This window comes from Agrobacterium sp. Azo12 (genome assembly GCF_029193765.2).
GTDB lineage: Bacteria > Pseudomonadota > Alphaproteobacteria > Rhizobiales > Rhizobiaceae > Agrobacterium.
In genome coordinates this window covers 2,202,324-2,225,573 of sequence record NZ_JARFYO020000001.1, presented here as the reverse complement: position 1 = coordinate 2,225,573, position 23,250 = coordinate 2,202,324, and the positions used below count along the sequence as shown (strand labels likewise).

General features: G+C 57.2%; 23 protein-coding genes. 8 read left to right on the top strand and 15 right to left on the bottom strand.

What is annotated here, in order from left to right:
- The first annotated feature begins 30 nt into the window (after positions 1-30).
- Positions 31-597: a GNAT family N-acetyltransferase gene (locus PYL13_RS10520; protein WP_275641275.1), complete on the top strand. Its 567-nt coding sequence runs from the start codon at positions 31-33 to the stop codon at positions 595-597.
- A gap of 187 nt (positions 598-784) precedes the next feature.
- Here the strand turns inward: PYL13_RS10520 and PYL13_RS10515 are convergent, their stop codons facing one another.
- Complete coding sequence (locus PYL13_RS10515) at positions 785-1,981, bottom strand: MFS transporter (RefSeq protein ID WP_275641274.1); 1,197 nt, start codon at positions 1,979-1,981, stop codon at positions 785-787.
- A 165-nt stretch (positions 1,982-2,146) separates the two neighbouring features.
- Here PYL13_RS10515 and PYL13_RS10510 point away from each other — a divergent pair, with 165 nt between their 5' ends.
- Entirely contained in the window at positions 2,147-3,031 is an 885-nt protein-coding gene (locus PYL13_RS10510) for a LysR family transcriptional regulator (RefSeq protein WP_275641273.1), read from the top strand.
- Positions 3,032-3,075: 44 nt separating this feature from the next.
- Here PYL13_RS10510 and PYL13_RS10505 read toward each other — a convergent pair whose 3' ends face one another.
- A complete protein-coding gene (locus tag PYL13_RS10505; protein ID WP_275641272.1) occupies positions 3,076-3,999 on the bottom strand; it encodes an NADP-dependent oxidoreductase in 924 nt (307 codons plus the stop codon).
- A 67-nt stretch (positions 4,000-4,066) separates the two neighbouring features.
- On the opposite strand from PYL13_RS10505, the gene PYL13_RS10500 reads away from it, so the two are divergent.
- Positions 4,067-4,876 carry an AraC family transcriptional regulator gene (locus PYL13_RS10500; protein WP_275641271.1) on the top strand — a complete coding sequence of 270 codons (810 nt, stop codon included), beginning with the start codon at positions 4,067-4,069 and terminating at the stop codon, positions 4,874-4,876.
- 88 nt (positions 4,877-4,964) lie between these two features.
- Positions 4,965-5,777 carry a nucleotidyltransferase domain-containing protein gene (locus tag PYL13_RS10495; RefSeq protein WP_275641270.1) on the top strand — a complete coding sequence of 271 codons (813 nt, stop codon included), beginning with the start codon at positions 4,965-4,967 and terminating at the stop codon, positions 5,775-5,777.
- Positions 5,778-5,818: 41 nt separating this feature from the next.
- Here the strand turns inward: PYL13_RS10495 and PYL13_RS10490 are convergent, their stop codons facing one another.
- The 13 genes from PYL13_RS10490 to PYL13_RS10430 form a co-directional block, all read right to left on the bottom strand.
- Positions 5,819-6,886, bottom strand: coding sequence for a hypothetical protein (locus PYL13_RS10490; protein ID WP_275641269.1), 1,068 nt, complete (start codon positions 6,884-6,886; stop codon positions 5,819-5,821).
- A 115-nt stretch (positions 6,887-7,001) separates the two neighbouring features.
- On the bottom strand, positions 7,002-8,570 hold the full coding sequence (locus PYL13_RS10485) for a histidine kinase dimerization/phospho-acceptor domain-containing protein (protein WP_275641268.1): 1,569 nt from the start codon (positions 8,568-8,570) through the stop codon (positions 7,002-7,004).
- Entirely contained in the window at positions 8,567-9,283 is a 717-nt protein-coding gene (locus PYL13_RS10480; protein WP_275641408.1) for a response regulator transcription factor, read from the bottom strand. Before PYL13_RS10480 ends, PYL13_RS10485 begins: the two co-directional genes overlap by 4 nt.
- Before the next feature lie 253 nt (positions 9,284-9,536).
- The gene (locus PYL13_RS10475) at positions 9,537-9,764 is read right to left on the bottom strand and encodes a hypothetical protein (protein ID WP_192491059.1); all 228 of its coding nucleotides are present in this window, start codon (positions 9,762-9,764) and stop codon (positions 9,537-9,539) included.
- A 90-nt stretch (positions 9,765-9,854) separates the two neighbouring features.
- On the bottom strand, positions 9,855-10,169 hold the full coding sequence (locus tag PYL13_RS10470) for a hypothetical protein (protein WP_250985420.1): 315 nt from the start codon (positions 10,167-10,169) through the stop codon (positions 9,855-9,857).
- A gap of 207 nt (positions 10,170-10,376) precedes the next feature.
- Positions 10,377-11,492 (bottom strand): hypothetical protein, encoded by a 1,116-nt coding sequence (locus PYL13_RS10465; protein ID WP_275641267.1) that lies wholly within the window; start codon positions 11,490-11,492, stop codon positions 10,377-10,379.
- A 266-nt stretch (positions 11,493-11,758) separates the two neighbouring features.
- Positions 11,759-12,190, bottom strand: coding sequence for a VOC family protein (locus PYL13_RS10460; RefSeq protein WP_275641266.1), 432 nt, complete (start codon positions 12,188-12,190; stop codon positions 11,759-11,761).
- Between the two features lie 124 nt (positions 12,191-12,314).
- Positions 12,315-13,856, bottom strand: coding sequence for an aldehyde dehydrogenase family protein (locus PYL13_RS10455; protein WP_275641265.1), 1,542 nt, complete (start codon positions 13,854-13,856; stop codon positions 12,315-12,317).
- A gap of 12 nt (positions 13,857-13,868) precedes the next feature.
- Entirely contained in the window at positions 13,869-14,819 is a 951-nt protein-coding gene (locus tag PYL13_RS10450; RefSeq protein WP_275641264.1) for an NAD(P)-dependent oxidoreductase, read from the bottom strand.
- Between the two features lie 89 nt (positions 14,820-14,908).
- Positions 14,909-15,820 (bottom strand): LysR family transcriptional regulator, encoded by a 912-nt coding sequence (locus PYL13_RS10445; RefSeq protein ID WP_275641263.1) that lies wholly within the window; start codon positions 15,818-15,820, stop codon positions 14,909-14,911.
- An 86-nt stretch (positions 15,821-15,906) separates the two neighbouring features.
- The gene (locus PYL13_RS10440) at positions 15,907-17,064 is read right to left on the bottom strand and encodes a M20 aminoacylase family protein (protein WP_441296664.1); all 1,158 of its coding nucleotides are present in this window, start codon (positions 17,062-17,064) and stop codon (positions 15,907-15,909) included.
- 65 nt (positions 17,065-17,129) lie between these two features.
- Entirely contained in the window at positions 17,130-17,642 is a 513-nt protein-coding gene (locus PYL13_RS10435) for a hypothetical protein (protein ID WP_192491066.1), read from the bottom strand.
- Complete coding sequence (locus PYL13_RS10430; protein ID WP_259146256.1) at positions 17,639-18,466, bottom strand: DUF3100 domain-containing protein; 828 nt, start codon at positions 18,464-18,466, stop codon at positions 17,639-17,641. The genes PYL13_RS10435 and PYL13_RS10430 overlap by 4 nt, the downstream gene beginning before the upstream one ends.
- A 373-nt stretch (positions 18,467-18,839) precedes the next feature.
- On the opposite strand from PYL13_RS10430, the gene PYL13_RS10425 reads away from it, so the two are divergent.
- The 4 genes from PYL13_RS10425 (at position 18,840) to PYL13_RS10410 (ending at position 23,236) form a co-directional block, all read left to right on the top strand.
- On the top strand, positions 18,840-19,037 hold the full coding sequence (locus PYL13_RS10425; RefSeq protein WP_250985413.1) for a hypothetical protein: 198 nt from the start codon (positions 18,840-18,842) through the stop codon (positions 19,035-19,037).
- Between the two features lie 216 nt (positions 19,038-19,253).
- Entirely contained in the window at positions 19,254-20,981 is a 1,728-nt protein-coding gene (locus PYL13_RS10420; RefSeq protein WP_275641262.1) for a hypothetical protein, read from the top strand.
- Between the two features lie 118 nt (positions 20,982-21,099).
- Positions 21,100-22,944 carry a hypothetical protein gene (locus PYL13_RS10415; RefSeq protein ID WP_275641261.1) on the top strand — a complete coding sequence of 615 codons (1,845 nt, stop codon included), beginning with the start codon at positions 21,100-21,102 and terminating at the stop codon, positions 22,942-22,944.
- A 154-nt stretch (positions 22,945-23,098) separates the two neighbouring features.
- Entirely contained in the window at positions 23,099-23,236 is a 138-nt protein-coding gene (locus tag PYL13_RS10410; protein ID WP_275641260.1) for a hypothetical protein, read from the top strand.
- Positions 23,237-23,250: the final 14 nt, after the last annotated feature.

Sequence of the window (23,250 nt, the reverse complement as noted above, 5' to 3'; positions counted from 1 at the left end):
AAAGTGGGGTCCTCACAATGGATTTTCCAAATGCAAATATCTGCCACACACGATCGGCAGCCGGTGATCCGGTTGCTGCAAGCTGCTGATTCCATGACAGAACTGACCGCGCTGCTGCACAGTGCCTATGGGCGGCTTGCCCGCATGGGGTTGCGTTATATGGCGACCTACCAGAGCGAGGACGTAACGCGTGAGCGCGTCAACCAGGGCACCTGCCTTGTGGCGGAAATGGACGGCAAGATTTGCGGCACCATCCTGTTTCGTAATGCCGTGCAGACCACAGGCTGTGGCTGGTATGACCGGCCGGAGGTCGCGTCACTGGCGCAATTTGCCGTCGATCCCGCCCTTCAGGCGCATGGCATCGGATTGCGTCTGATGTTGGCCACCGAACAATTGGCGCGTGACAGCGGCGCGCAGGAGATCGCGCTCGACACCGCCGAACCTGCCACGCATCTGGTCGGCTGGTATGGCCGCCTGGGCTATCGGTTCGTGGAACATGCGCAGTGGTCGCATACCAATTATCGCAGCGTTATCATGAGCAAGGTTTTGTCTGACCGGAGCTTGCTCACACCTGATCTGGCATACGCTCAGTCATAGGCTTTCAGAAAGTCGATCAGTGCGCGCAAGGCGGTCGCATTTGCCGCCGCTGAACCCCTATTTCATCTTCAACCTGCCAAGCGAAATGCTGTTTGGCGGCATGACCGTGACAGGCTGGAACAACGGCTGATACCCCTACATGCAAGGCTTGGGCACCTGTGAACAGCGCTCAAGCCGTTGTGGTTTGTTATGGTTTTGCCGCGACAAAACCGTGGTACTTTGCAGCCGTTGCTAGCGCCAAGGCCGAAAGCAGTAGCGCAAAGATTACCCAGGGAAATGAGGCTGGGCCGATATGATCGAGCAGCAGACCGCCCACCAGACCACCGCCAGCAATGCCGCAGTTCCATGCCGTCACGAACATGGCCTGCGCCATATCGGTCGCCTCACCTGCCGCCTTGGCCTGCGCGGTCTGGAACAGGGTTGGCGCAGCGCCGACGACACCGCCCCAGATAATCACGGCGACCAGAATGACGGATGGTGACGTTGTCGCAAAGGCGAGCACGAGGGCAATAGTTGCAAATATCAGCAGGCTGCCTAGCACCATCACGCGCAGGTGACGGTCGATGAATGTGCCGGCCAACCACAGCCCGATTATACCAGCGACACCGAACAGCAAAAGCACGAGGTCAACACGCGATGCCAGGCCCGAAGGCTGCAGGAAGGGTGCGATATAGGTGTAGAGAATGTTGTGCGCGACGACGAATATCAACATCGTCGCCAGGATGGCAACAAGGCCTGGAAGCATCAACACATGGCGAATGGACACATGTTTGCCACGCTGCTGGCCGGGGAAATCTGGCAGCAAGACATAGGCTGACAGCACAAGTGCCAAGGCCAGCACACTCATGCCGCCAAAGGCCAGTCGCCAACCGAATACCGTGCCCAGGAATGTGCCAACGGGTACGCCAAGGGAAAAGGCCAGCGGGCCGCCAATACCGGTAATGGCAATGGCCCGGCCAATGAGATGCGGCGGCGCGATGCGTGCTGCGTAACCGACCAGCAGCGCCCATACCATGCCGCCGAACATGCCCGCGAAAAACCGCGCGACCAGTGTCAGCCAGTAGAGATCTGACACCGCCGTAACGGCGTTGACGATGATAAACCCGACCAATGCGGTGAGTAACAGCCCGCGTCGCAGCAAAGCCTGGGTCAGTGTCATCAAAGGAATGGCCGTCAGCAAAGAGCCAGCGGCATAGGCGGTGACAAGTTGCCCGGACAGGCTGTCGGTTACGCCAAGCCCGCTGCTGATCTGCGGCAATAGGCCTGCGGGCATGACCTCCGTCATCAAGGTGACAAAACCTGCGCAGGCAAGCACCAGCAACCTGCCAAGCGGCAGACTGTGCGGCGGTTGAGCCGGCGATGCGGAGTTGGTTTGTGTCGTCATGCGTTGCAGCCTTTCGAAATTGGGTGTCAGTTCATAACCATGCCGCAGACGGTGTGAGCGGTACGAGCGATGGGTGGCAGCCAGCTGTAAAGGCTCGTCAGACAAAGAAAAATTCTCTACAATTCACAACACTTTGGAATTTTTGTCGTGCATGGGGGACGAGTTTTGGACAGTTTTGGGGCGCTCCACGCCTTTGTTCAGGCCGCCGATACCGGCGGTTTTACCGAGGCGGGTCGCAAGCTCGGCGTCACGGCATCGGCGGTCAGCAAGGCCGTGCAACGTCTGGAAGAGCGGCTTGGCGTGCAGCTGTTTCATCGCTCGACCCGAAGCATCACCCTGACGGAGGAAGGGGCGATGTTTCTCAAACGCTGTCGTCATATCCTCAGAGAGTTTGAGGCAGCCGAAACCGAACTATCGCAAACGCGGCAGGCACCGCAGGGTAAATTACGCCTCAGCCTGCCCTCGATGGGCAGCCTGTTTTTGCAGAAGATTGCCGGGTTCAAACGGCTCTATCCGCAGATCGAACTGGAACTCGATTTCACCGATCGTATCGTTGATGTGATCGATGAGGGTTTTGACGCGGTGATCCGCACCGGAGACCACGCCGACAGCCGCCTGATGACACGCACGCTTGGTTATTACCGCCGGGTGATCATCGGTTCACCGGACTATTTTCGCGATGCCGGTATTCCCAAACAACCACAGGACCTCGCCACCCATCCCTGCCTGATCTACCGCTTCGCCACCACTGGCAAGCTGGACAAATGGCCGCTGTCCGATGGCGGGAAACCGGTTCATGTCGAGCTTTTGAACAGCGCCGTCATGAACACGCTCGACCCGCAAATCTGTTTTGCCGAAAATGGTCTTGGCCTTGCCTGTGTTCCGGATCTTGCCGTGCGCAACCAGTTGCAAAGCGGCCGTCTGGTCAGTGTCCTCGATGACTATCTGCCCACTAAAACACAGATCAGCGTCATGTGGCCGACGAGCAAACATCTGTCGCCCAAACTACGCGCCTTCGTGGATTTTGCCGCCGAACATCTGCCGGGATGATGGGCGGCGGCAATCCCCTCGCCGCGCCCGCTCAGGTATGCCGTCTAGAGCTGACCGATGACATCAAGCACGATCTTGCCACGGGTGCGCCTGGCCTCGGAGAGGTCGAAGGCCTGTTTGATTTCGGCAAGCGGCAGCACGGTTGCGATGGTGGGTTTTAGTTTTCCTGCCTCAACCAGTTCGCGGATCGACACCAGCTGTTGTGCATTGGCTTTGCAGAAAACGCGGGCAGCGCCAACACCATATCTGTCTGCCTCATCGGCGGGGAACGCCACGGCAGTGACCAGAAAACCGCCCTTCTTCAGCGGCAGGAATGCCTTGTCGAAGGTGTCGCCGCCGACCGTGTCGAACACCACATCGATGTCCTTGGCCATGGTGTCTAACGGCTGGCTTTCGTAGTCGATGAACTGATCTGCGCCGAGGCTGCGGATATAGTCTTCATTGCGGGTTGATCCCATGGCGGTGACATGCGCACCTTTGGCCTTGGCAAGTTGCACGGCAAGCGAACCGACACCGCCAGAACTGTTCGTTATCAATAGCTTCTGGCCGCCCTGAAGTTTGGCGAGATCAAACATCGCCTGCCATGCGGTCAGTGCGCCAAGCGGTATGGCGGCACTTTCCATGAAATCGAGGTTGGCCGGTTTGTGGGCAATGTCGTCCGCCCTGGCAATGGCATAGTCTGCAAACCCGCCGGTCGGGATAATGCCATAGACCGGATCACCAGGTTTGAAGTTGCTGACGGCATCGCCGCATTCTTCGATGGTGCCGGCAATTTCTCCGCCAAGATGAATGGGCAGCAACAGGCCCATGCGCTGGCCAAGGCCGCCACGGATTTTCCAGTCGACGGGATTGACGCCTGCGGCGTGGACCCTGACCAGAACCTCACTTGCCCCCGGTACCGGGCGATCAACGTCGGTATAGTCTACCACGTCATTATTGCCGTATTGTCTGATGACAACCGCTTTCATCTCTCGTACCTCATTTCGGGTGCTTGTGCCGCTAGGCTTTGCACGCGCTCGACCTTTGATACTGGCCATGATAGACCAACGGCTTGGCGATGTGACGCCAATCCGCATCGCGCAAAGGCCAAACCGGATGCACAAACCACCCTTCACCCTGCACCGTGGTTTCAAACAGCGTGGCATGGGCATGCCGACCCACACCCATGAAGAAGCGCAGCTAACCTTTGCCGCATCGGGCATGGTGCAGGTGTTGACGGAGGCCGGTCGCTGGCTGGTGCCGCCGCAGCTTGCCGTGTGGATACCGGCCGGCGTTTCACATCGGGTTGAGGTGCTGACGGATGCGGAACTGTGGATGGTCAACTGGGAACCAGTGGTGGCCGAGGCATGGGCGCCGCCAACCCAGCTGGACCGGCCGTTTACGCTGCGGGTAACGCGGCTGATGCAGGCGCTGCTTGACGCTGCCTTTTCCGACACGACCGGGCCGGACAAGGTTGAGCTGGTGGCACGGCTGATGCTGCATGAACTGACCGAGACGGCGCACGCCCCGACCTTTCTGCCCCTGCCCGTCAGCCAGATTGGCAAACGGGTGGCGGATCTCGCCCTCGAGGACCGCCGTAATCAGTTGAACATTGATGAGCTGGCGGCACGGGCGGCAACCTCGGTGCGCACGGTCAGCCGGCTTTTTCCGGAGGAAACCAGCATGACGCTGAAATCCTGGCGGCAGCGTGCCCGCATCGTGCAGGCTATGGACCAGCTGGGCCGAGGTTATGCCATTGCCCGCGTTGCCAGTGAGTTCGGCTTTTCCAGCACAGCGTCATTCTCCTGCGCCTTCCGGCAGGTCACGGCCATGACACCGACGATGTTTCTTGATTATCCCGGCTGAACTCGACCACCTGGCGTAACGCAACCTCACGCAACGGCAGCCATATCTCACCCATTGCCGATATCGCGGCTTTTGCTAGGATCGACTTATGGCCAACCTCGATCCGAAAGATTTGTCCCACGCCAGAGACCGTCTGCTTGATGTAGCCACGGATCATTTTTGCGCCAATGCGGATGTACTTGGCCTGTTTGTGTCCGGGTCGCTGGCGGCGGGCAGTTTTGACGCCTATTCCGACATAGACCTGCGGGTTGTCGTGCGGCCTGAACGCCACGGCTGGTTCGTGCAAAACAGGCGTAATATTCCTATGGAATGGCCGGGTTTCCTGTTCAATGAATGGATGCCCGGCACCCGCCACTGTGTTTCGCATTTCGCACCATTCAACAAGGTCGATATCTTTTATCTTGATGCAGCGAAACTGGTGCCATCGCCATGGTATCGGCTTCCGGTGATCGTTCTCCACGATCCGGAAATGATCGTGGCTGGGCTAGTTGAGGCATCGCGGGAATTGCCGTTTACCGTCACTGCCGACGAGGTAGATATCTCCATCAGCAAAGGCATTGCGGCCGCGCATGAGACATTCCGGCGGGCAAAACGTGGCGAGCTGGTTTACGCCCAGACCCTGCTGGATGAACTGCGCCACCATATGATCCTGGCCGATGACTGGCTTCATGAGCGCACGGCAGAAACGACTGTGCTCGCCAAGTTTGACCAGCGTGGCAGTGCAGATGTATTGCAGGTGCTTGGCAACTCCTACTGCGCGCTTGAGGCCGACAAGATTTTGACTGCACTTAGTGAATTGGTGGCGAACTATCGATTGCAGGTCCAAGGCCTGCATGCACATTTCAAGCCTCGCCGCCCGATCGACAATGATCTGGCGGCGCTGGATATCATCAGTCAGTGACCTCCGGTTTTCATGTTGTCACTTACCTCCTTGGATATTCTTTATTCTGCGAAACAGGGCAGCACGTCCTCTTCGAAATAGGGCTGCTGGTTGACCCAGAACATGTAGTTCACTTTGAGAAAATCTGCTGCGAAGGCGTGCAGCATCGGCACCAGATTTTTGCGCTTCTTGACGACCTTTTCAGTGCCGGTTTCGCCGATGTAATTGCCATCCTGCACGGCAATGCCAAGCGGCACGGTGAAGCTGTTTTCATGCATCATGGCAAGGGCGTGGTTCAGCTGGTTCTTGCGGGTTACCATCAGGTCGGGTGCGCCAAGGCCAACGCCGATCTGGTTGCCAAAATCATAGATGCCGCGCAGATATCCCTTGTCGTCCCACGGCAGCCACTCATCTGGCATGAAGTTGGCATAGATCATGGTTGTTGATTTTGGGAATGCGGTCTTCAACGCCTGCATGTTGGCCTTAATGCCCTCAATGTAACGAGTGGCCGAGAAGGAATGATCGGACTTGGCGGTGACGCCAATTGCGGTTTCCTGCAGGTTTATGCCTTCAATGCGGCCATCGAATTCCTTGCCGAGTGCCAACAACAGGCTCTCGAAGCGCGCCTGAACAGCGTCGTTCCAGCGTTTGGCCACCCAGCCCTCAAGCTTGCCGTCATCGGTATATTGGCCGGTAACGCCTCCGTCGAATTTGTCTGTCAGCAGGTAGTTCGGCACCGGCTTGTATTCGGGGGAGAATGACGCATCCTGCAGCTGGATGAACAGCTTCTTGCCATGTTGGGCAAGGTAATCGACATCGGCCTTGATGTCGGAAAAGTCATATTGACCTTCGCTTGGTTCAAGGTTGCGCCAGGAATACATGATCTGTGCGCCGGAAAAACGTGCGTTGGTCAGCAGCGGATGGCCCTGGATTGCTTCACGGTCGCGGCTGAAATAGACGAAGTTGCTGATACCATCCGGTTTCACCGGGCATGTGGCCTTTGAATAGGGCTCAGAGGCTTTCAGGTACCGGTTGGCGATGTTGTCAGCGGCGCTGGCAGGCGTGGCGATAAGGGCAGATATTGGCGAGGCAAGCGCAATGGCAAGGCCAAACAGGAGCTTTACGTTCATTGGTTTTCCTATCGAATGAGCAGGCTTTGTGGTGCCTGCCTGGCCTGTCTAGCGTGCATCACCCGCTGGTTCGCCTGTGGTGTCGTGCAGCTTTGGTGCAGATTGTGTGCAGAGATCAGTCGCTTGAAAAGTCTATCTCGAAGCGTGCGCCCTCTTCGTGGCGCATCGGACGCAGCGTTGCGCCGTAAAGATCCAGAATGGCAATAACGATGGCAAGCCCTAAGCCTGTGCCGCCCTCTTCGCGCCGCGTTGTGAAAAACGGCTGGCCAAGCCGGGTCAGATCAACATCGGCAAAACCGCGACCATTGTCGGTGATGATCAGTTGCCTGCCATTGCAATGCAACAACAGCCTGTCGGCACCGTGGTGGCGGGCATTTTGCGCCATGTGGGACAGAATGGTGCGGCCATGCAGCAGTGAAAGCGGCAATGTCGCCTGATCGCTGTTGACGGAAATTTCCAAGCCATCTTCCGCCGGTAACATCTGGGATAAGCGGGTTGCCACATGGCTGGATTGACCTGAAACCTGCTGCCGTGCCCGTGTTATCTCCCGCAACTGGTCCAGCAATCTGGTCATACGGCCACCCTGCTCGCGGATTGTGGCGGCCAGCGAGCGCTGCGTTTCCGGTGGCAGGTCGCCGTCTTCAAGCAGTTCGGCAGCCCCGACGATGGAGGTGACCGGTGATTTAAGTTCATGCGTGACATGATTGGTGTAGATGGTGATTTCTTTGGAGCGTTGTGACAGGCTGCTGGCCATGGTTAGCAAGGCGTCACCTAGTTGCGCTATTTCGGCAATGCCGTAATGGGCAAGCGGCGCAAGGTCGGTATCATCGCCATTTGCAACCCGCCGTGCCTGGTTGCGCAGCGCCAGCAGCGGCCGCAGCACTGCCCACACCAGAAACGACCCGATGATCAGCGCGCCGAGCACCGTCACCGCGGCCAGCGTGAGGAAGGCGGTTGCTTCCTGCGAGGAATAGTTTTCAAGTGGGCGCGGCGTGCGCGAAATATAGACCGCGCCAATTACCCGGTTGGCGCTGATGACGGGGTATGTGATCAACACACGAAAGCCCGTGCCGCGACTGACAGATAAAAACGGCCAGCGGGCATCTGCATCGCTGCGCCAGCGAAGTGCTGCACCCACCTCACCCCGCAGTGCCTTTTCGACCTCTGGCACACTGGCAAAGCTCATCGGTGTGGCCGCTTGCAGATCAAGCCCCTGAAAATCCACAAACACCACGCTGGAAAGCGTTGTGCGACCGGCCCGTTCCGCCAAAGTCTTCAGTCCGTCTGCTATCTGTCGATAGCGTGGACCGAGCGTCTTGTCGGTAGGCATCGCATCCGGCCGGGTCGGTTCAATGGTGTTGACGCGCAGATCCAGCAGCGAATTGAAGGTGCGTGCTTCGGCATTCCAGAAAACGCGCATTGGCGGCGGCAGGTAGTACCCCGGTGTGGCGGCGGCGCCTTCGGTCCTTGTCGCCTCAAAGGCCTGCGCATAGGCGCCAGCATAGATGGCGGCCTGCTTGAGCAAGGCGGATTCAGTCTCGCGCATGAACCAGTTGGTGCCAAGTTGCAGGGCAAAAATTGCCACTGATGGCACGGCCAGCAGGCTGGCGCAGACCAATGTCACGACCAGTGCCATGCGCGGACGCCACTTGTTCGGCACACGGCGGATCAGCGGTCTTGTCATGTGTTTTGCCCATTCGGGCCAATTGTGCAGGGACCAAGCCGCAGGCCGACACCGCGTACCGTCTCGATGATGTCTGCGTAACCAAGTGCGGCGGCTTTTGCCCTGATGTTTCTGACATGGCTATCAAGTGTGCGGCCCGACAGGCTGGAGTTGTTGCCATAGGCTTCTTTGATCAGCATGTTGCGATCCAGAACGAAACCCGGTCGAGCCAGCAGAATGCTGAGGACTGAAAATTCGGTCGCTGTCAGGTCAAGTGCCTGGTGGCGCAATGTGCAGGCATGGCGGTTGAGATCAACCACCAGATCGCCATGACTGATGACTCGGGGACTGACGACGTGGTCCTGCACGGGCCTGACCCGTGCCAATATGGCCTTGATGCGCAGCACCAGTTCGCGCGGCGAAAAAGGTTTGGTGACGTAATCGTCGGCACCCAGTTCAAAACCCAGCACGCGGTCTATTTCGTCATCCTGCGCGGTCAAAAACAGCACCGGCACGTTGGAATTTGCGCGGATGGCGCGGCAACAGGCAAAACCATCCATGTCGGGCATGCCGACATCAAGCACAACCAGATCACAATGATTTTCAGCGATTGCCTGCAGCGCGCCGCGTCCATCGCGGGCTTCCGCCACAGTCATGCCCGCCTTTTCCAGCGTCACCCGTACCACCGAGCGGATGGCGGGATCGTCATCGACAATCAAAATGTCCGGCTTCATCATGCCTCCCGGAACGCGTATTTATAGAGGCATCGCTGCCAGTGCGCCTGATATAACAGGCCGCCTTGCCGCTGGCGAGTTTGAAGGATGGTGCTTTGCTGTTTCAGCGGGTTAGCAGGACTGCGCTGTGCAATTACCCGTCAAAACCAAAGGGCGGCGCATGAAATGCCCCGCCCCTTGTCTCAAAATGTTTGTGCTAAAATAGTCTGAAGCGTTTCCAGCGAAACCGGTTTCCAACTTCGCTGGAGATTCTCTAGTGATGCGAGGCGATCTCGTTCAGGCCCTTGTGACGCGCCATGGCGTTTTGCAGGTCCTGGAGGTTTCTGTTGCCCTCACGGTAGAGATTGAGGCAGATCTCGGCGGCTATGCTGACATCGGGATCATCCTTTGCCAGTGCATAATGACTGCGCCATGCCTGCAATGCAGTCTCGATGATTTTAAAATCCTTGGGTCCAAATGTGGTTTCCAGGAAGGACGACATTTTACTGCTATCTCCACGACGCGCGGGTCAAAAGCCGCTGTGTCGCACTGCCAATGATATGTTGTTGCTTAATCCGTGATGGCATTTAAATTACCGACGGCGGTGGGTAAGCGAAAAGCGGTGGCCAAGCTGGGCGGCAATCATCGGTACGGCTGTCGCACCGGCGGCACCCAACCGGAAACGGTCTACGATGCGACCGAGCACGAAGGTTGCAGCGACCGTTGCAGCAATGCGCATCCATGGGCGATCCTGGCCGATGGCAAGAAAGGATTCCGGTTCTTTGCGGGATTTCAGCGTGGCAAGCTGCTTGCTGAGGTCTGCTACCTGCTTTTGCAGCTGGGCAATTTCGCTCTTCAACTGCGTAGGGGTGAGTGATTTCGCGCGGGTTGTTGTCGTGGTTTTCATCCCTAATTCCTTTACCTTGAGTACGTAAGCGAAACAGCGAAAGCGGCAAGAAGTTCCACACGCTGCGGTATATGTTGGCTTGACGCTACTGGTCCGCTTGATGTTGCCGTCTGCGTGGCCAGGTGTTCGATTCGGCGACGGGATCAGCGAGCGACAGCCCCCGCCTCACATGTGAGACAGGGGCTGCCTTCTTCAGGGGGAGCTTGGTTACTTTCTGTAGGCGAGACCGCCCCAGATGCGACCTTCGTCGCGGTGACGACCACCGTGAACGGCACCAATGTAGGCGGCAACCGCTGCAACAAGGGCAGATGCACCAAGCAGGAAGGCTGTGAGAATGCCGGTGATACGGGCCTTCTCGGCAGCATCAGCTGCTGCAGTCTTGGCATCTTCGACGGCTTTTTCTGCCTGTGCCCGGACTTCAGTCAACTGTTTCTGGGCTTCGTCGATCTTGGCCTGCGCTTCGGTACGCACCGTCTTTACACGCTCTACGGTTTCGGCAACGCGAACTTCTGCATCGGTTGGGCTAAGACCTGTGCGGGCAACGATCTGGTTTGTCAGCCAGATGCGGTCACCATCACTGATTTCACCTGTCGACAGCAAAGTGCCGAGGATACCGCTGACCTGACGCTGGGTGTAGGCCATGTTCTGGGTATCATCCATCTGTGAAATCTGCGGGTCTGTGCGCAACAGAACATCAGTGAAGTAGTCAACCGGGTTGGCCTTGAAGCCGCCTGGCAACATGTCATTGACCGTAGGGGCTGCAGCCTGACCAACGCCCTGTGCAACACCGCCAACGGCACTGCCTGCACCGGAAATGACGCCACCGGCAAGCTGTCCAGCACCCTGTGCCGCGCCGCCGACTGCTGAGCCGGTTGCTTCGATTGCGGTGGCTGCAACATTGCCTGCTGCCTTGACGCCGCCAGACACCAGACCAACCGCCAGAAGCGTTGAAATGATGGTGCCAATGCCCCAGACTACCAGACCATTGATGCCATCACGGAAGGTCAGTTCATCGCGCGATGTCTCTACAGATGGGTGACGCATGCGCCCGGTTACGTAGCCGCCCAGCATGTAAGAGCCAACCATGGAGACAATGACGAACAATGCCGTCAGTACCAGCCATACGGTGCTGATATCGCCGCCATCATCAGCCGTGATGGAGCTAAGTCCCAAAGCGCCAGCAAACGTCGTCAGAACGGCCATGGAGCCGGACGCGATGACGGCGCCAGCAAAAATGGCCGGCCAATCGACATAGCTACGGTTTGGCGTTTCCACCGGGGGAGTTCCCACTGCGGGAGTTTCAACAATGGTGTGATCGGTCATCAGCGTAGTCCCAGGAACGAGAGAATGAACATGACGATAACAACGAGGCCGACTAGATAGATAATGGAGTTCATAGGGTTATCTCCTCTCCTGAACGAGCCTGACCCTCCGCTTGGAAGGCGGATCGCGAACAATTGAAGTGCGAGCAATTCGCTCCCTGCCTAAACTCCCAGATGGTGAAAAGGTTTCAGCATTGTTCAAAAATGCGTGACTGTGCGTGATGACGGACCGTCATTGTCCGCTATCAGACAAAACGTCCTGACATCCTAGAAGTCTATGACAACAGATGGTGCACTGCGTTTTGCCTCACCGTGGAAGACGGCTTCAATATTATTGCCGTCAGGATCAAGCACGAAAGCGGCGTAATAACCGGGATGATAATTCTCGCGCTCGCCGGGCGCGCCATTGTCCTGCCCGCCGTGGTCAAGTGCTGTTTTGTAAAACGCATCCACCGTGGCGCGGTCCTTGGCCTGAAAGGCCAGATGGTGCCGGCCGGTCAACACGCCCAGTGCCGCCGGACTTTTGGCTGAAGATACGACCAGTTCGTCGGCCCAGAAAAAATCCTCTGCCGTTTCGACAACCGGAATGTCGAGTACAGCAAGAACGGCGGTGTAAAAATCCTGACTGACCTTCAGGTCGCGCACGACAAGCTGGATATGGTCGATGAGCCGACCGCGATGCAGTTGGTTGGTTTCCATGCTCATTTCCACCTTTTGTTATCCTCACCAGTGAGAATGCGGCATCTGGGCGTATCCGGCAAGGTGAAAGAGTTGGGCCTGAAACAGAAACGGGCCGGAATGACCGGCCCGCACTGTCTTAATTTTATCCGGCGAAATAACCGAAAGTGATCACCGGGTCTGCTGCGGTTTCCACCCAGATGCTCTTGGTCTGGGTATAGGCCAGAAGCGCGTCGCGACCGCTGGAGCGGCCATAACCGCTTTTGCCAAAGCCACCGAATGGCGACATGACGCTGATGGTCTTGTAACCATTGATCCAGAAAGTACCGGCACGTACCTGGGAGGCAACGCGGTGGGCGCGGGCCACATTCTGGGTCCACACGGCACCGGCCAATCCGTAAGGATTGTCATTGGCCAGCGCGATTGCTTCTTCTTCGCTGTCGAATGGTGTGACGCCAACCACCGGGCCAAACACCTCTTCCTTTGACAGTGTTGCCTGTGGCGCGACATTGTCGAGAATGGTTGGGGCGAAATAATAACCGCCCGTTGCTTCCAGTTCTGATGGTTTGCGGCCACCGGTGGCAAGCGTTGCGCCTTCCTTGAGGCCGGTTTCAACCATTTCCGTGATCTTGTTCCACTGGCGCAGGTTGTTGATCGGGCCGATCTGGGTGGTGTCGAGGAAGGGGTCGCCAACCGGAATGCGCTGGGTGGCCTCGGTATATTTCTCGACAAATTTCTGGTGGATGGAGCGGTGGACCAGAAGGCGCGAACCGGCAACGCAGCTTTGGCCGGCACCGCCGAAAATGGCAGACTGTGCGCCCAAGATGGCGCGGTCTATATCAGCATCGTCAAACACGATGTTTGCAGATTTGCCACCGAGTTCCAGAATGCATGGCACGACATTCTTGGCGGCTTCTGCCGCGATGATCGAACCGGCAAAGGCCGAACCGACAAACACCACGAGGCCGGTCTGCGGATGGGCAATGGCGGCCTGACCGGCCGTTGTGCCCTGCCCTGCGATAACATTGACCAGGCCGCGCGGTGCGCCGCCCTTTTCACACAACACACCCAACAGAATGGTGCTGAGTGGTGTCAGTTCCGATGGCTTGATGACCACGGCATTGCCAGCGCAAATGGCCGGCGCAATCTGCCAGCCGCCGGTGTTGAGCGGCGCATTCCACGGGGTGATCTGCACCACAGTGCCAATTGGCTCATTGCGGGTGTAATTGAGGTGGGTTGTCGGCACCGGAATGACATCGCCATGCAGCTTGTCGCACCAGCCGGCATAATATTCGAACATTTCGGCGACCTTGGTCACCTCGCCCCTGATATCGCGGATCGGGCGACCGGCAGAGCGGCTTTCTACCTCGGCAATCACGGCGGCATTGGCGCGGATCTGGCGGGCGATTTCAAACATCACCCGGCCACGGCCAGAGGCCGTCAGCTTCATCCATTCCTTCTGGGCGGTGGCTGCAGCATCCATGGCGGCGTTGATGACCGCCTTGTCGGCATCCTTGTACTGCGCGAAAACCTTGCCGGTTGCCGGGTCTGTCAGCGCCAGTTCGGTGCCGGAACCGGTGATGAATTCGCCGCCGACGAAGCTGGCAATGTCTTCCGTACCGGTAATGGTTTTGTAGATTTCGCGGATGCGGGCGCCGGGCTCATTTGTCATGTTCAGATTATCCATTGCTATCGCTCCTTAATTGCCTGCTGCCTTGAAGGCGCCCATACGTGTGAAATCATCGCCATCCGTAAACTCGGTGGTACCGGCCCACAGGTTGGCAACGGTTTGTGCGACAGGCAGATCGGCGCCGGTGCTGGCGGCCAGTTCACTGGCAAGGCGCACGTCCTTGCGCATCAGACCCATGGAAAAACCGCTGTCGAAGCGGCCGGACATCACCCATGTCGGGAAATGCACTTCGGAGATCATTGAGCGGCCGGACGCAGCGTTTACGACGCGCAAGGCAGCTTCGGGATCGATACCGGCGGCCAGCGCCAGTTTCAGGCCCTCGCGGGTGGTGACCATGTGGGCTGCGGCCAGCATGTTGTTGACCAGCTTTGCCACGTTGCCAGCGCCGCTTGCGCCAACATGCAGTGCCTTGGAGGCCATGGTTTCAATGGCAGGGCTGGCCAGTGCCACGTCTTCGGCCGTGCCGCCAATCATCATTGTCAGTTTGCCGGACGCTGCACCGGCCGGGCCGCCGCTGACCGGGGCATCGAGAAAGCCATGACCAAGGGCGCTCAGGCGCTTGGCAAGCTCGCGGCTGACATCCGGCTCGGACGTAGAGGTGTCAATAATGACCACCTTGCCGCCCTGGCGTGCTTCCAGCACATCGACATGGTCATTGACCACACCGGCCACATCCTTGGCGGTTGGTAGGGAAAACACCAGAAAATCACATTTTTCAAACAGTTCGCGGATGGCGGTAACTGGCACGATGCCGGACTTTTCCGCCATTGCGCGGCGCTCTGCCGACAGGTCAAAACCCAGCGTGGCAAACCGCGCCACCAGGGTTTGTGCCATGCCCAGCCCCATGCTGCCAAGGCCGACAACCCCGACCGTTTGCCTGTTTTCTTCTGACATTATTCCACCTCGTTTATCCGTTTTTCGCCGCTTGTGCGGTCGATCCGTCGGCAAAGAGGCTGTCATCAAACAGGGCGTTACGGTAGTTGGGCAACCGGGAACAAAGTGTTGCCGGTGAAGCAACACGGGAAGGAAATCAGGCTAAGAGGACGGTGTTATTGCTGGAAAGCGGCCATTTCGGCGGCCAGAAAACTGCTGAGACGTTCCACCGAATTTGGCAGGCGGCGGCGTGCCTTGACCATGAGGTGGGCACTGGCCTGCACCAGCAGCGGGTCATTCAGTTCCACAATGCCAAGTGCACCGCGGTTCAGTTCTGTCGAGACGGCAAAGCGCGGCAGGAAGGTCACGCCAAGGCCCGCCATGACAAAGCGGCGCAGCACGTCGATCGACGGCGTGTCGATGAGTGGCGCGACCGCAATGCCGTGGTCGACGGCGACGCGCGACACCAGCTGGGTGACGCCATGGCCCTTGATCAGCAGCGAATAGGGAGACTGTGTTATGCACTGCGCCAGCGACACCGACTGTTCTTTCAACAGAGGATGGTCGAGCGGCGCAACAAGGCACAGCGGTTGGCGGGAAATGGCCAGCGAGCGGATGCGGGTATCGATGACGGGATTATAGGCAATGCCAATATCGACATCACCATTGGCAACCTCGTCCTGCACCTGATCGGTGCTGCCAAGTTTCAGGTAATAGCTGATGCCGGGATAGACTTTCACGAATTTCGACAGTGCGTGTTCGATAAGGTCGCCCAGAAACCCCTCGCCGCAGCAAATGCGCACCCGCGCCTGCTGGATGCCGCGCAGCTGGTCCAGCTGTTCGGCCAGCACGCCGCTGTCTTCCAGCACACGCTGGGCATGTTCATAAACCAGCCCGCCAGCATCCGTTAGGCCTACACCACGGCTGGTGCGGTCAAACAACGGCAGGCCGACGTTCTTTTCGGTATCGGCTATCTGCCGGCTGACGATAGAGGCTGCCACGCCGAGATGATCGGCGGCACTTCTGATCGATCCGCAGCGGACGACAGCGATGAACATGCGCAAGGCTTTTGCGTCGAGCGTTTCCATAAGTGTATTTTCGTCAAAACGTTAGGCCAGTCAACGTGGGTTCTGTCCATTGCGCCCCGCACGCATAAGCACGAGGCGCTGCTGGCTTAGGCCTTTGCCAGTTGCCCTTCAATCAGTGCACCCCACATGGCCACACCGGTGGGCAACAGTGCATCGTTGAAGTCGAAATAGGCAGAATGCAGGCCGGGGTTACGTCCTTCGCGCTTGGCGCCCAGCCAGAAATAACAACCGGGCTTTTCACGCAGCATGAAGGCGAAATCTTCCGCCGCCATGCTCGGTGGAACCTCCACCACATCCAGTCCCAGCGCAGACTTGGCCGTGGCACGCACGATCCGGGCGCTTTCCGGGTCATTGATGGTGGCAGGGTAACGATATTCGTAATTGAGCGTTGCTTCGCACTCGAAACCTGCGGCAACCGCAGTGGCCAATGTTCTGATACGGTTTTCAATCTTGTCGCCAACCGTTTCTTCAAACCAGCGGGTGGTGCCGCGAATGACCACCTCTTCCGGAATAACGTTCCAGGCGTCGCCGCCATGGATCTGGGTGGCCGAGACAACGGCCGATTCCAGTGGTGAAACATTGCGGGCGGCAATGGACTGCAGCGATGAGACAATCTGCGAGGCCGCAACAATCGGGTCTGCACCTTCATGGGGCATGGCGCCGTGGGCACCGCGACCGACCACCTTGATTTCAAAGGTGCCGAAGGCCGCCATCATGCGGTCATCGCGTGCCACGCACTTGCCCAGCTCCAGTGCCGGCCAGTTGTGCAGGCCGAAAATGCGGTCCATCGGGAAATCTTTAAACAGCCCCTGCTCCACCATGGCGCGGCCGCCGCCTTCATTTTCTTCTGCTGGCTGGAACACGAAATGCACCGTGCCGTCAAAATCCGTCTTGCTGGCAATACGAGCTGCCGCCAATGCCATGGCGACGTGACCATCATGGCCGCAGGCATGCATCTTGCCCGCCACCTTGGAGGCGTAGGCAACGCCGCTCTGTTCAAGAATGGGCAAGGCATCAATATCGGCGCGGATGCCGATGGCCTTTGCTGAGCTGCCCTTGGACAGCGTGCCGACAACGCCGGTTTTGCCGTAACCTGTGTTGACCTTGAAACCCCAGTCGGACAGGTGTGCTGCGATGAAGGCCGCGGTATTGTGTTCCTCAAAGCCGAGTTCGGGGTTTTGGTGGAGGTGGTGGCGCCACTTGATGGCTTCCTCGATGTGTTCGCCCTGCATGATCGGCTCCAGTACACGTGTTTCATTCAAAAAGGCCGCCCGTTGCGGGGCGGCCAGATGTGATTCAAAGGGTGAGCTTACATGCCGGTGAGGCGCAGCGAAATATCCGCAATGATAACAGAGCCGATATAGGTGCCGAACATCACGCAAATGGCGACGATGACGATTTTCCAGCCGGACCGGCGGGCAATGTCAAACTCGCCCTTGGTCAGCGCCAGACCACCATAGGCCAGTGCCGGAGTGGCGAGTGCCAGGAAGTTCAGCGCCTCCACCTGCGCCAGCACCCAGGCGGAACCGGGAATGGCTGGCACCGTGACCAGAATGGCCAGAAGCGACGTCCAGGCAACGCCTGGCAGGCTGAGCGGGATGAACCGCGCCATCACGATGCCGGCGACCGACAGCAGGTACAGAACGACCATGCCGGGCAGCGCCGTCAGCGGGCTTGTGCCGGTTCCGACCCAGTTGGAGATGAGACCGATGACACAGGCAACCAGAAGCAGGACGGCGTAACGTGCCACATTGACCTTGCGTTCATCTTCACCGTGCTGGGGAATGACGTCTTCCATGGATGTTGTGTGCGCCGTGCTCATGCTGCGATCTCCTTGGTCTTGTAGTTCGCCGGGTCATTGGGGCGTGCCTTGCGGTACAGCCAGTCGGTCAGCGGCAGGGCCACGAACAGGCCAACATAAAGGCCGGTGGCGTAGGTCAGGATGTTGCTGGCGGCAGCAAGGGCCAGAATGACGTCCTTGTTGTCAGGCATGATGGTGACGAGGCCGCCGGTGCAGGCGGCAAGCATGCTGCCGGAACCAACGCCGCAGGACATCGCAAGCGCACGGAAATCAAACCAGCCAAGCGAGTGGATCAACGGCGGCATGATGGCAAAAACGAAGGTGCCGATCAGCGTGCCGGTGGCGTAAACGCCCATGGCGCCAGCGCCTTCCGGGCTGTTGAGGCCGTAACGGTCAGCAATCAGCGCAATGTTTGGCTCGCGGTCGATCGAATAGGTCGCACCGATGGATTCGCGGCCCATGCGCAGCAGAAACACCGCAACCGGGAAAGCAACGGCGATGGTGCCGAGGTTGCCGAGTTCCTGAATGACCAGTGCCGGACCAGCTTCGATAATGGCATCGATCTGCGGGCCAACGGTGGTACCGAACTTGGCGATGAAGGGCATGATCGCAATGGTGATCATGGTGCCCGACAGCTTGACCGCGCTTGGCGGAATAAGGGCTGCGGTCTTTTTGAGAATATGGGGGTTAAGGATGATGCCCATCGCAAAGGCATACAGAATTGGCAGGAACACCACCGTGCCAATACCGATCGGCAGGCGTTGTATGCCAATTATTTCCGCGATGATGACAATGCCGATGACCACGCAATGTAGCCACCAGCCATTCCCGGCTGCTTTACTCATGTCTTGTTCCTCTCGTCGATCACGCCGATCTTCTAGTTTTTTGGAGGCGGATAGTCGAGGATTATGGGCGGGGGTTATTTGATTGGTAGTCGGCGTCAGAGCAACGATGCGTTGTTAAGACAGCAACGCCAAAGCCCCTGTGCCGACGCGTGATGCCTGCTGCAAAAGGCTTTTTGCGTCATCCGCCGCGCGGTTGCGCACTCCAGCGGCGCCACTGAAAATTCCAATATCATCAGGCGATTTTTCCACAGGTTCAGGTTTGCCTTGACTCTCCTGTAAATGGGAACATAAATAGAACAAATAGGTGCTGGGGCATCGATCATACGGTCAACATATCAGGTGAAATTTGGCTCTTAAGCAGGAGAACGGGACCGTGCGCCCTGAAAAAAATATCGACGTTGCCGACTATATCCTGTCCTGCCACGACGGTGATCCCAAGGCGGCCATCGAAGCGATGATCGAGGAGATCGAACATCTGCAGCACCAGTTGAACATTGCCGTGGCGGCCATGGGCCATGGTTACACACGCGGCTGGAAACCGGAGGCATCACGCGGGCCGGAACAGGCTTAAAACCCCTGCCCGGCCGTTTGCAATGCCCGCTGGAGGACGAGATTGGTTGCGATTGCAGCCACGGATGATCGACATTTTTCGCCAATAGCGCGATTTGCGTAGCGTTTTACTTAATCGTTTAACGTGTAGGCTTGTTCGCAGTGCTACATATTAGGCGAAGGAATCGCATAGGGGCGGTGCACATGGCACCTGCCTGACAATTGGGGGCTGGATCGGGTGTTTCTGCGTTTAATGCTGTGGGCGGTTGTCGCCTGTCTTTGCTGGTCGAGTAGCGTCCGCGCCGAGATGACATATGAGGTCAGACCAATCAAAGGCGATGCGCCTTATTTGCTTGTCTCGGGCACGTTCGAGCCGTCTGATAATGCCGACCAACTTGCGCTTGAGGTCGCCGCCAGCGGTGCAGAAGGCATCGTTTTTGACAGTGCGGGCGGCGATGTCGCAAAGGCGATGGAGTTTGGCAGGGTAATCCGGTCTCTCGATCTGATGACAACACAGGTCAAAAATGTGGAATGTTATTCCGCTTGTGTCTACGCATTTATGGGTGGTGCCTATCGCTATGCGGGAGAAGGCTCACTTGCCATCGACAGGGCGATGTTCGACGGGAATGACAGCCTCACGACGAAAGAGTCTCTCCACGAGTTTGGCGGCAGTCTTGTTGATTATAGCGTTGAGATGGGTGTCGATCCGAACGTATTAAAACTCGCCGGATCGGTACCAGACGGTAATCCGCACTTTTTGACCGAAAGCGAGATGAAACAATATCTGGTAACAACACTTTTTATCGATGACGATGGCAAGGTTCAGCCGGCACTGGAAACCACACCCAAAACAGCACAAACGCAACGACCCGGCATTGCTCCTTTGCCAGAAACACCAGTCCGTTCTGCAACGCCAGAACAACGGGCTCAGGACATGATGTTGGCCTATCTGCATGCACTGCGCCGGGGAGACGATGAGGCGCTGGATTTTCTGCAAAGGTCCTACGCAGACAAGGTCAAGACCGATGATGGCATGACATCAAAAGCGGGCTTGCTGAAAAAGAAACAGGCATTTTTCAAACAGTGGCCAGTACGGTTTTACAGTTCAGACCTTGGTTTGACGAAAACTGAGTGTAAGGCAACCTGTGCGGTTAGCGCCTTCGTCATGTGGTATTGGAAAAACGCTGCGACTGGAGAGGCCCGCTCCGGAATGTTAGCGACTGTTTTGAACTTTGATCCCAAGACAAACAAAATAATCGGAGATGTTGCCCAACTCAGTGGTGAGCGAGAGGAAAAATTCGGGCCAACCCATATGATCGCTTCCTGGGGTGTTGTTGAAGGAGACTGCCGTCTGCAGTCCGGTGACCCTGCAGAACTCAAGATCGCATGCCAGGTTCAGCAGGAGATTGAAGCGTTTTTAGCGGATATTGGCTGGTGTTACGGCATCGCAGGCAAAGCACGTAACGAGCGCTGGCATGAATGTGCCGTTGGTGGCGCAAACGGGCAGATCAAGGTGCCGCAGCTTTCGGATTATCCTGCAAGCCAGTACAAGGGAAAGTCCGTGTCGCCTGATTTCAAAGGGCGAGACGTCAAGTTTCGTAATGCCGCCACCATCATTCGTGACGAGATGCGTGAAGGGCCAAATTTTGCCGGGCATTACAGGCTTATAAAAATTGATTGCAACAACGAAGGCTGCCCGATGTACTTTGTTGTCAATCACAAGACAGGCAAACCGATTGCCCTGCCGAGACACAGTGATCGGGAGGGAGTGCGTGTCGGTTACCGCCCTGACAGCAGACTTATGTTCATGCAATACATATCTCCGGATAGTGCTGGCTGCATGATTGATGCTGTTGAAATCGCTGAGAGACAGGATGCCAGTTCGAACTGGAGGCTCATTGATAGGCTTGATATTGGTGATGCCAAGGCCTGCGATCGTCCAATCATGAAAAATCTGACGCAATGACATGGACCCGCGACCTCTCGCTTTAGGTTGCGGTTCTCGTAAATTTTGGTCGTGGTAGCGACGTGATCGACGCCATGTTGAATGAGAGAAATTACCGGGTAATTGGGGGCTTGGTCTGGTGTTTGTGCGTTTCATGCTGTGGGCATTTGTCGCCTGTTTTTGCTGGTCGAATAGCGCCCGGGCCGAGATTACCTATGAACTGGTGACGACAGACGGCTTTTCACCCTACCTGGTGATCAGTGGCGAATTTGACGAAGAATATGATGTCGAGCAATTGAAGCTTGATTTCGCCGGATACGGCGTAAAAATTGTCTCCTTCAACAGCGATGGCGGGGATATCATGGAGGCGATGAAATTTGGCAGAGCCATCCGCGATCTTGGCCTCAACACCATTCAGGGCGTCGACAATAGCTGCGCTTCTGCCTGTGTTTACGCCTTCATGGGCGGCATTGAGCGAGATGCCGCCGAGGGTTCGCTTGGTGTGCACCGGGGGATTTATTCGACGGATGAAGACGATGCAGATGTCGATACTGCAATTGAATATATGCAGGAAACAACGGGTGAACTGATCGGCTACCTCGATGATATGGGTGCCAATCCCGCATTGTTGCGGATTTCGTTATCCGTCTCACATGATGACGTCCGCTATCTAACGACCAGCGAAATGGAAAAATATCGGATAACAACCCCTCTCCTGTCCGTGCGCGAGGTGATCGACCGGCCGCCGGTGGCATCCACGCCGCTTTTGAAGGCGCAAGAGGAAAAAGCCCGTCGTTTTATGATGAGTTACATCGAAAATCTGGGACGCAACGACAGACCAGGCATGGCGTTCTGGAACAGGGCCTATGCTGGCGTTGTGGACAAGGGCGATATCGAGGCTGACGGAAAGACACTCAAGGCGGATGTGCTGAAAAAGAGACGGCAACTGTCTGCCGAGTGGCCAGTGCGGGCCTACACGCTGAATGAAGGCATATATCACATCATCTGCGAGGACATCTGCGTTCTGGAGTTTTCTGCGGATTGGTTCCAGAAAAATGCTGCCGGTACCAGCTTCCTTTCCGGGGTGACGATGTACAGCGTGTCCTGGAACCCAAGAACAGAAAAAATCACCGGCGAAATGGACGCGCCCCTGTTTTCCGAGCCGGACAGGAGCAGACCGGTTTCGATGCTGAGCCGTTGGGAAAGAATGGCTCTGGATTGCCGTAAGGGCGACAGACAGACGCGGGAGACGAAGTACGACTGTGACCATCACGTCGCGCTGGAGAAGACGCTGAAGTCCAATGGCTGGTGTTACAGGGCAAAGGGTCAGACCATTTCCCAGTCGCAGTGGTACGCATGCGAGATGCCATCCGTTGAAAAGAAATCTGTCACCTTCAAAGCGTGGCACAAGGAAAAGCCGGAGCCTCAGCAACAGGAGGTGGTATCGGTGCCCAAACCCAAACCGCCTGCCCCACCCCAGGATTTTCTCGAGGTGACCGGAACCAAGGTTACGCTGCCCAAAAGCAAATTTGACGTTCCAGACCGGGAGGACTTTCCCACCGCGCGCTATACCGGGCAAACCCTGAAGCCGGATTTTCGCGATCGTCTCGCCAATGATAAGGCCGCCCAGACCGCAGTCCGCACGGCGATGTTAAGGCGCCCGAATTTTGCTGGTCAATATTCGCTCGTTGACATCAAGTGTTCGAAAAACTGCTCACCATTTATCGTCGCCGATCACAAATCAGGTGTTTTGATCGACCTGCCGGGCAGCAACAAACAGGGTGATGTGAAGGTCGATTACCGCCGCGACAGCCGACTTTTCGCCGTGCAGTCCGTCGATCTCCAATCCAAGAACTGCGTTTTGCAATATTTCACAATTGATGAAGACGCGAACGGCAAGTCCACGTGGACCTCGGTGAAAGACATCACAATCGGCAAAGCGGAGCTGTGCAAACACTCGATCGAGAAAAACCTGTCGGAATGAAAGCCCTTTAGGCGCCGCTTGGTATTGATGCCGTGGTGATTGCCAGTCAGGGCAAGGTTTTCAGGTAGTCCTCAAAACGTTTTCCCTTTTCTGGACGGAAGCGGTCTCCAGTGCGTGTCGCGGTGTCGATACGGTCGACGCGCTCGATGGTGATGTGTTCGCCGATCTGGCTTTTGCCGATAGCCGTGGCCGGGCGGAAGGCATTTGTGCCGGCTGGTTGGGACAGGCCGAGTGTGACGCCTTTCTGGCGCTGATCGAACCCGTCAGCATGGAGTTCGGCACGGTGCTCTGAGGAATAACCGGCGT

Bases quoted from the DNA above. Each gene is read 5' to 3' on its own strand.
- PYL13_RS10450 (WP_275641264.1), bottom strand. From the start codon at position 14,819: ATGACAGCCTCTTTGCCGACGGATCGACCGCACAAGCGGCGAAAAACG.
- PYL13_RS10485 (WP_275641268.1), bottom strand. From the start codon at position 8,570: ATGACAAGACCGCTGATCCGCCGTGTGCCGAACAAGTGGCGTCCGCGC.
- PYL13_RS10520 (WP_275641275.1), top strand. From the start codon at position 31: ATGCAAATATCTGCCACACACGATCGGCAGCCGGTGATCCGGTTGCTG.
- PYL13_RS10495 (WP_275641270.1), top strand. From the start codon at position 4,965: ATGGCCAACCTCGATCCGAAAGATTTGTCCCACGCCAGAGACCGTCTG.
- PYL13_RS10445 (WP_275641263.1), bottom strand. From the start codon at position 15,820: ATGGAAACGCTCGACGCAAAAGCCTTGCGCATGTTCATCGCTGTCGTC.
- PYL13_RS10435 (WP_192491066.1), bottom strand. From the start codon at position 17,642: ATGAGCACGGCGCACACAACATCCATGGAAGACGTCATTCCCCAGCAC.
- PYL13_RS10460 (WP_275641266.1), bottom strand. From the start codon at position 12,190: ATGGAAACCAACCAACTGCATCGCGGTCGGCTCATCGACCATATCCAG.
- PYL13_RS10430 (WP_259146256.1), bottom strand. From the start codon at position 18,466: ATGAGTAAAGCAGCCGGGAATGGCTGGTGGCTACATTGCGTGGTCATC.
- PYL13_RS10455 (WP_275641265.1), bottom strand. From the start codon at position 13,856: ATGGATAATCTGAACATGACAAATGAGCCCGGCGCCCGCATCCGCGAA.
- PYL13_RS10515 (WP_275641274.1), bottom strand. From the start codon at position 1,981: ATGACGACACAAACCAACTCCGCATCGCCGGCTCAACCGCCGCACAGT.
- PYL13_RS10465 (WP_275641267.1), bottom strand. From the start codon at position 11,492: ATGACCGATCACACCATTGTTGAAACTCCCGCAGTGGGAACTCCCCCG.
- PYL13_RS10505 (WP_275641272.1), bottom strand. From the start codon at position 3,999: ATGAAAGCGGTTGTCATCAGACAATACGGCAATAATGACGTGGTAGAC.
- PYL13_RS10480 (WP_275641408.1), bottom strand. From the start codon at position 9,283: ATGAAGCCGGACATTTTGATTGTCGATGACGATCCCGCCATCCGCTCG.
- PYL13_RS10470 (WP_250985420.1), bottom strand. From the start codon at position 10,169: ATGAAAACCACGACAACAACCCGCGCGAAATCACTCACCCCTACGCAG.
- PYL13_RS10500 (WP_275641271.1), top strand. From the start codon at position 4,067: ATGATAGACCAACGGCTTGGCGATGTGACGCCAATCCGCATCGCGCAA.
- PYL13_RS10490 (WP_275641269.1), bottom strand. From the start codon at position 6,886: ATGAACGTAAAGCTCCTGTTTGGCCTTGCCATTGCGCTTGCCTCGCCA.
- PYL13_RS10475 (WP_192491059.1), bottom strand. From the start codon at position 9,764: ATGTCGTCCTTCCTGGAAACCACATTTGGACCCAAGGATTTTAAAATC.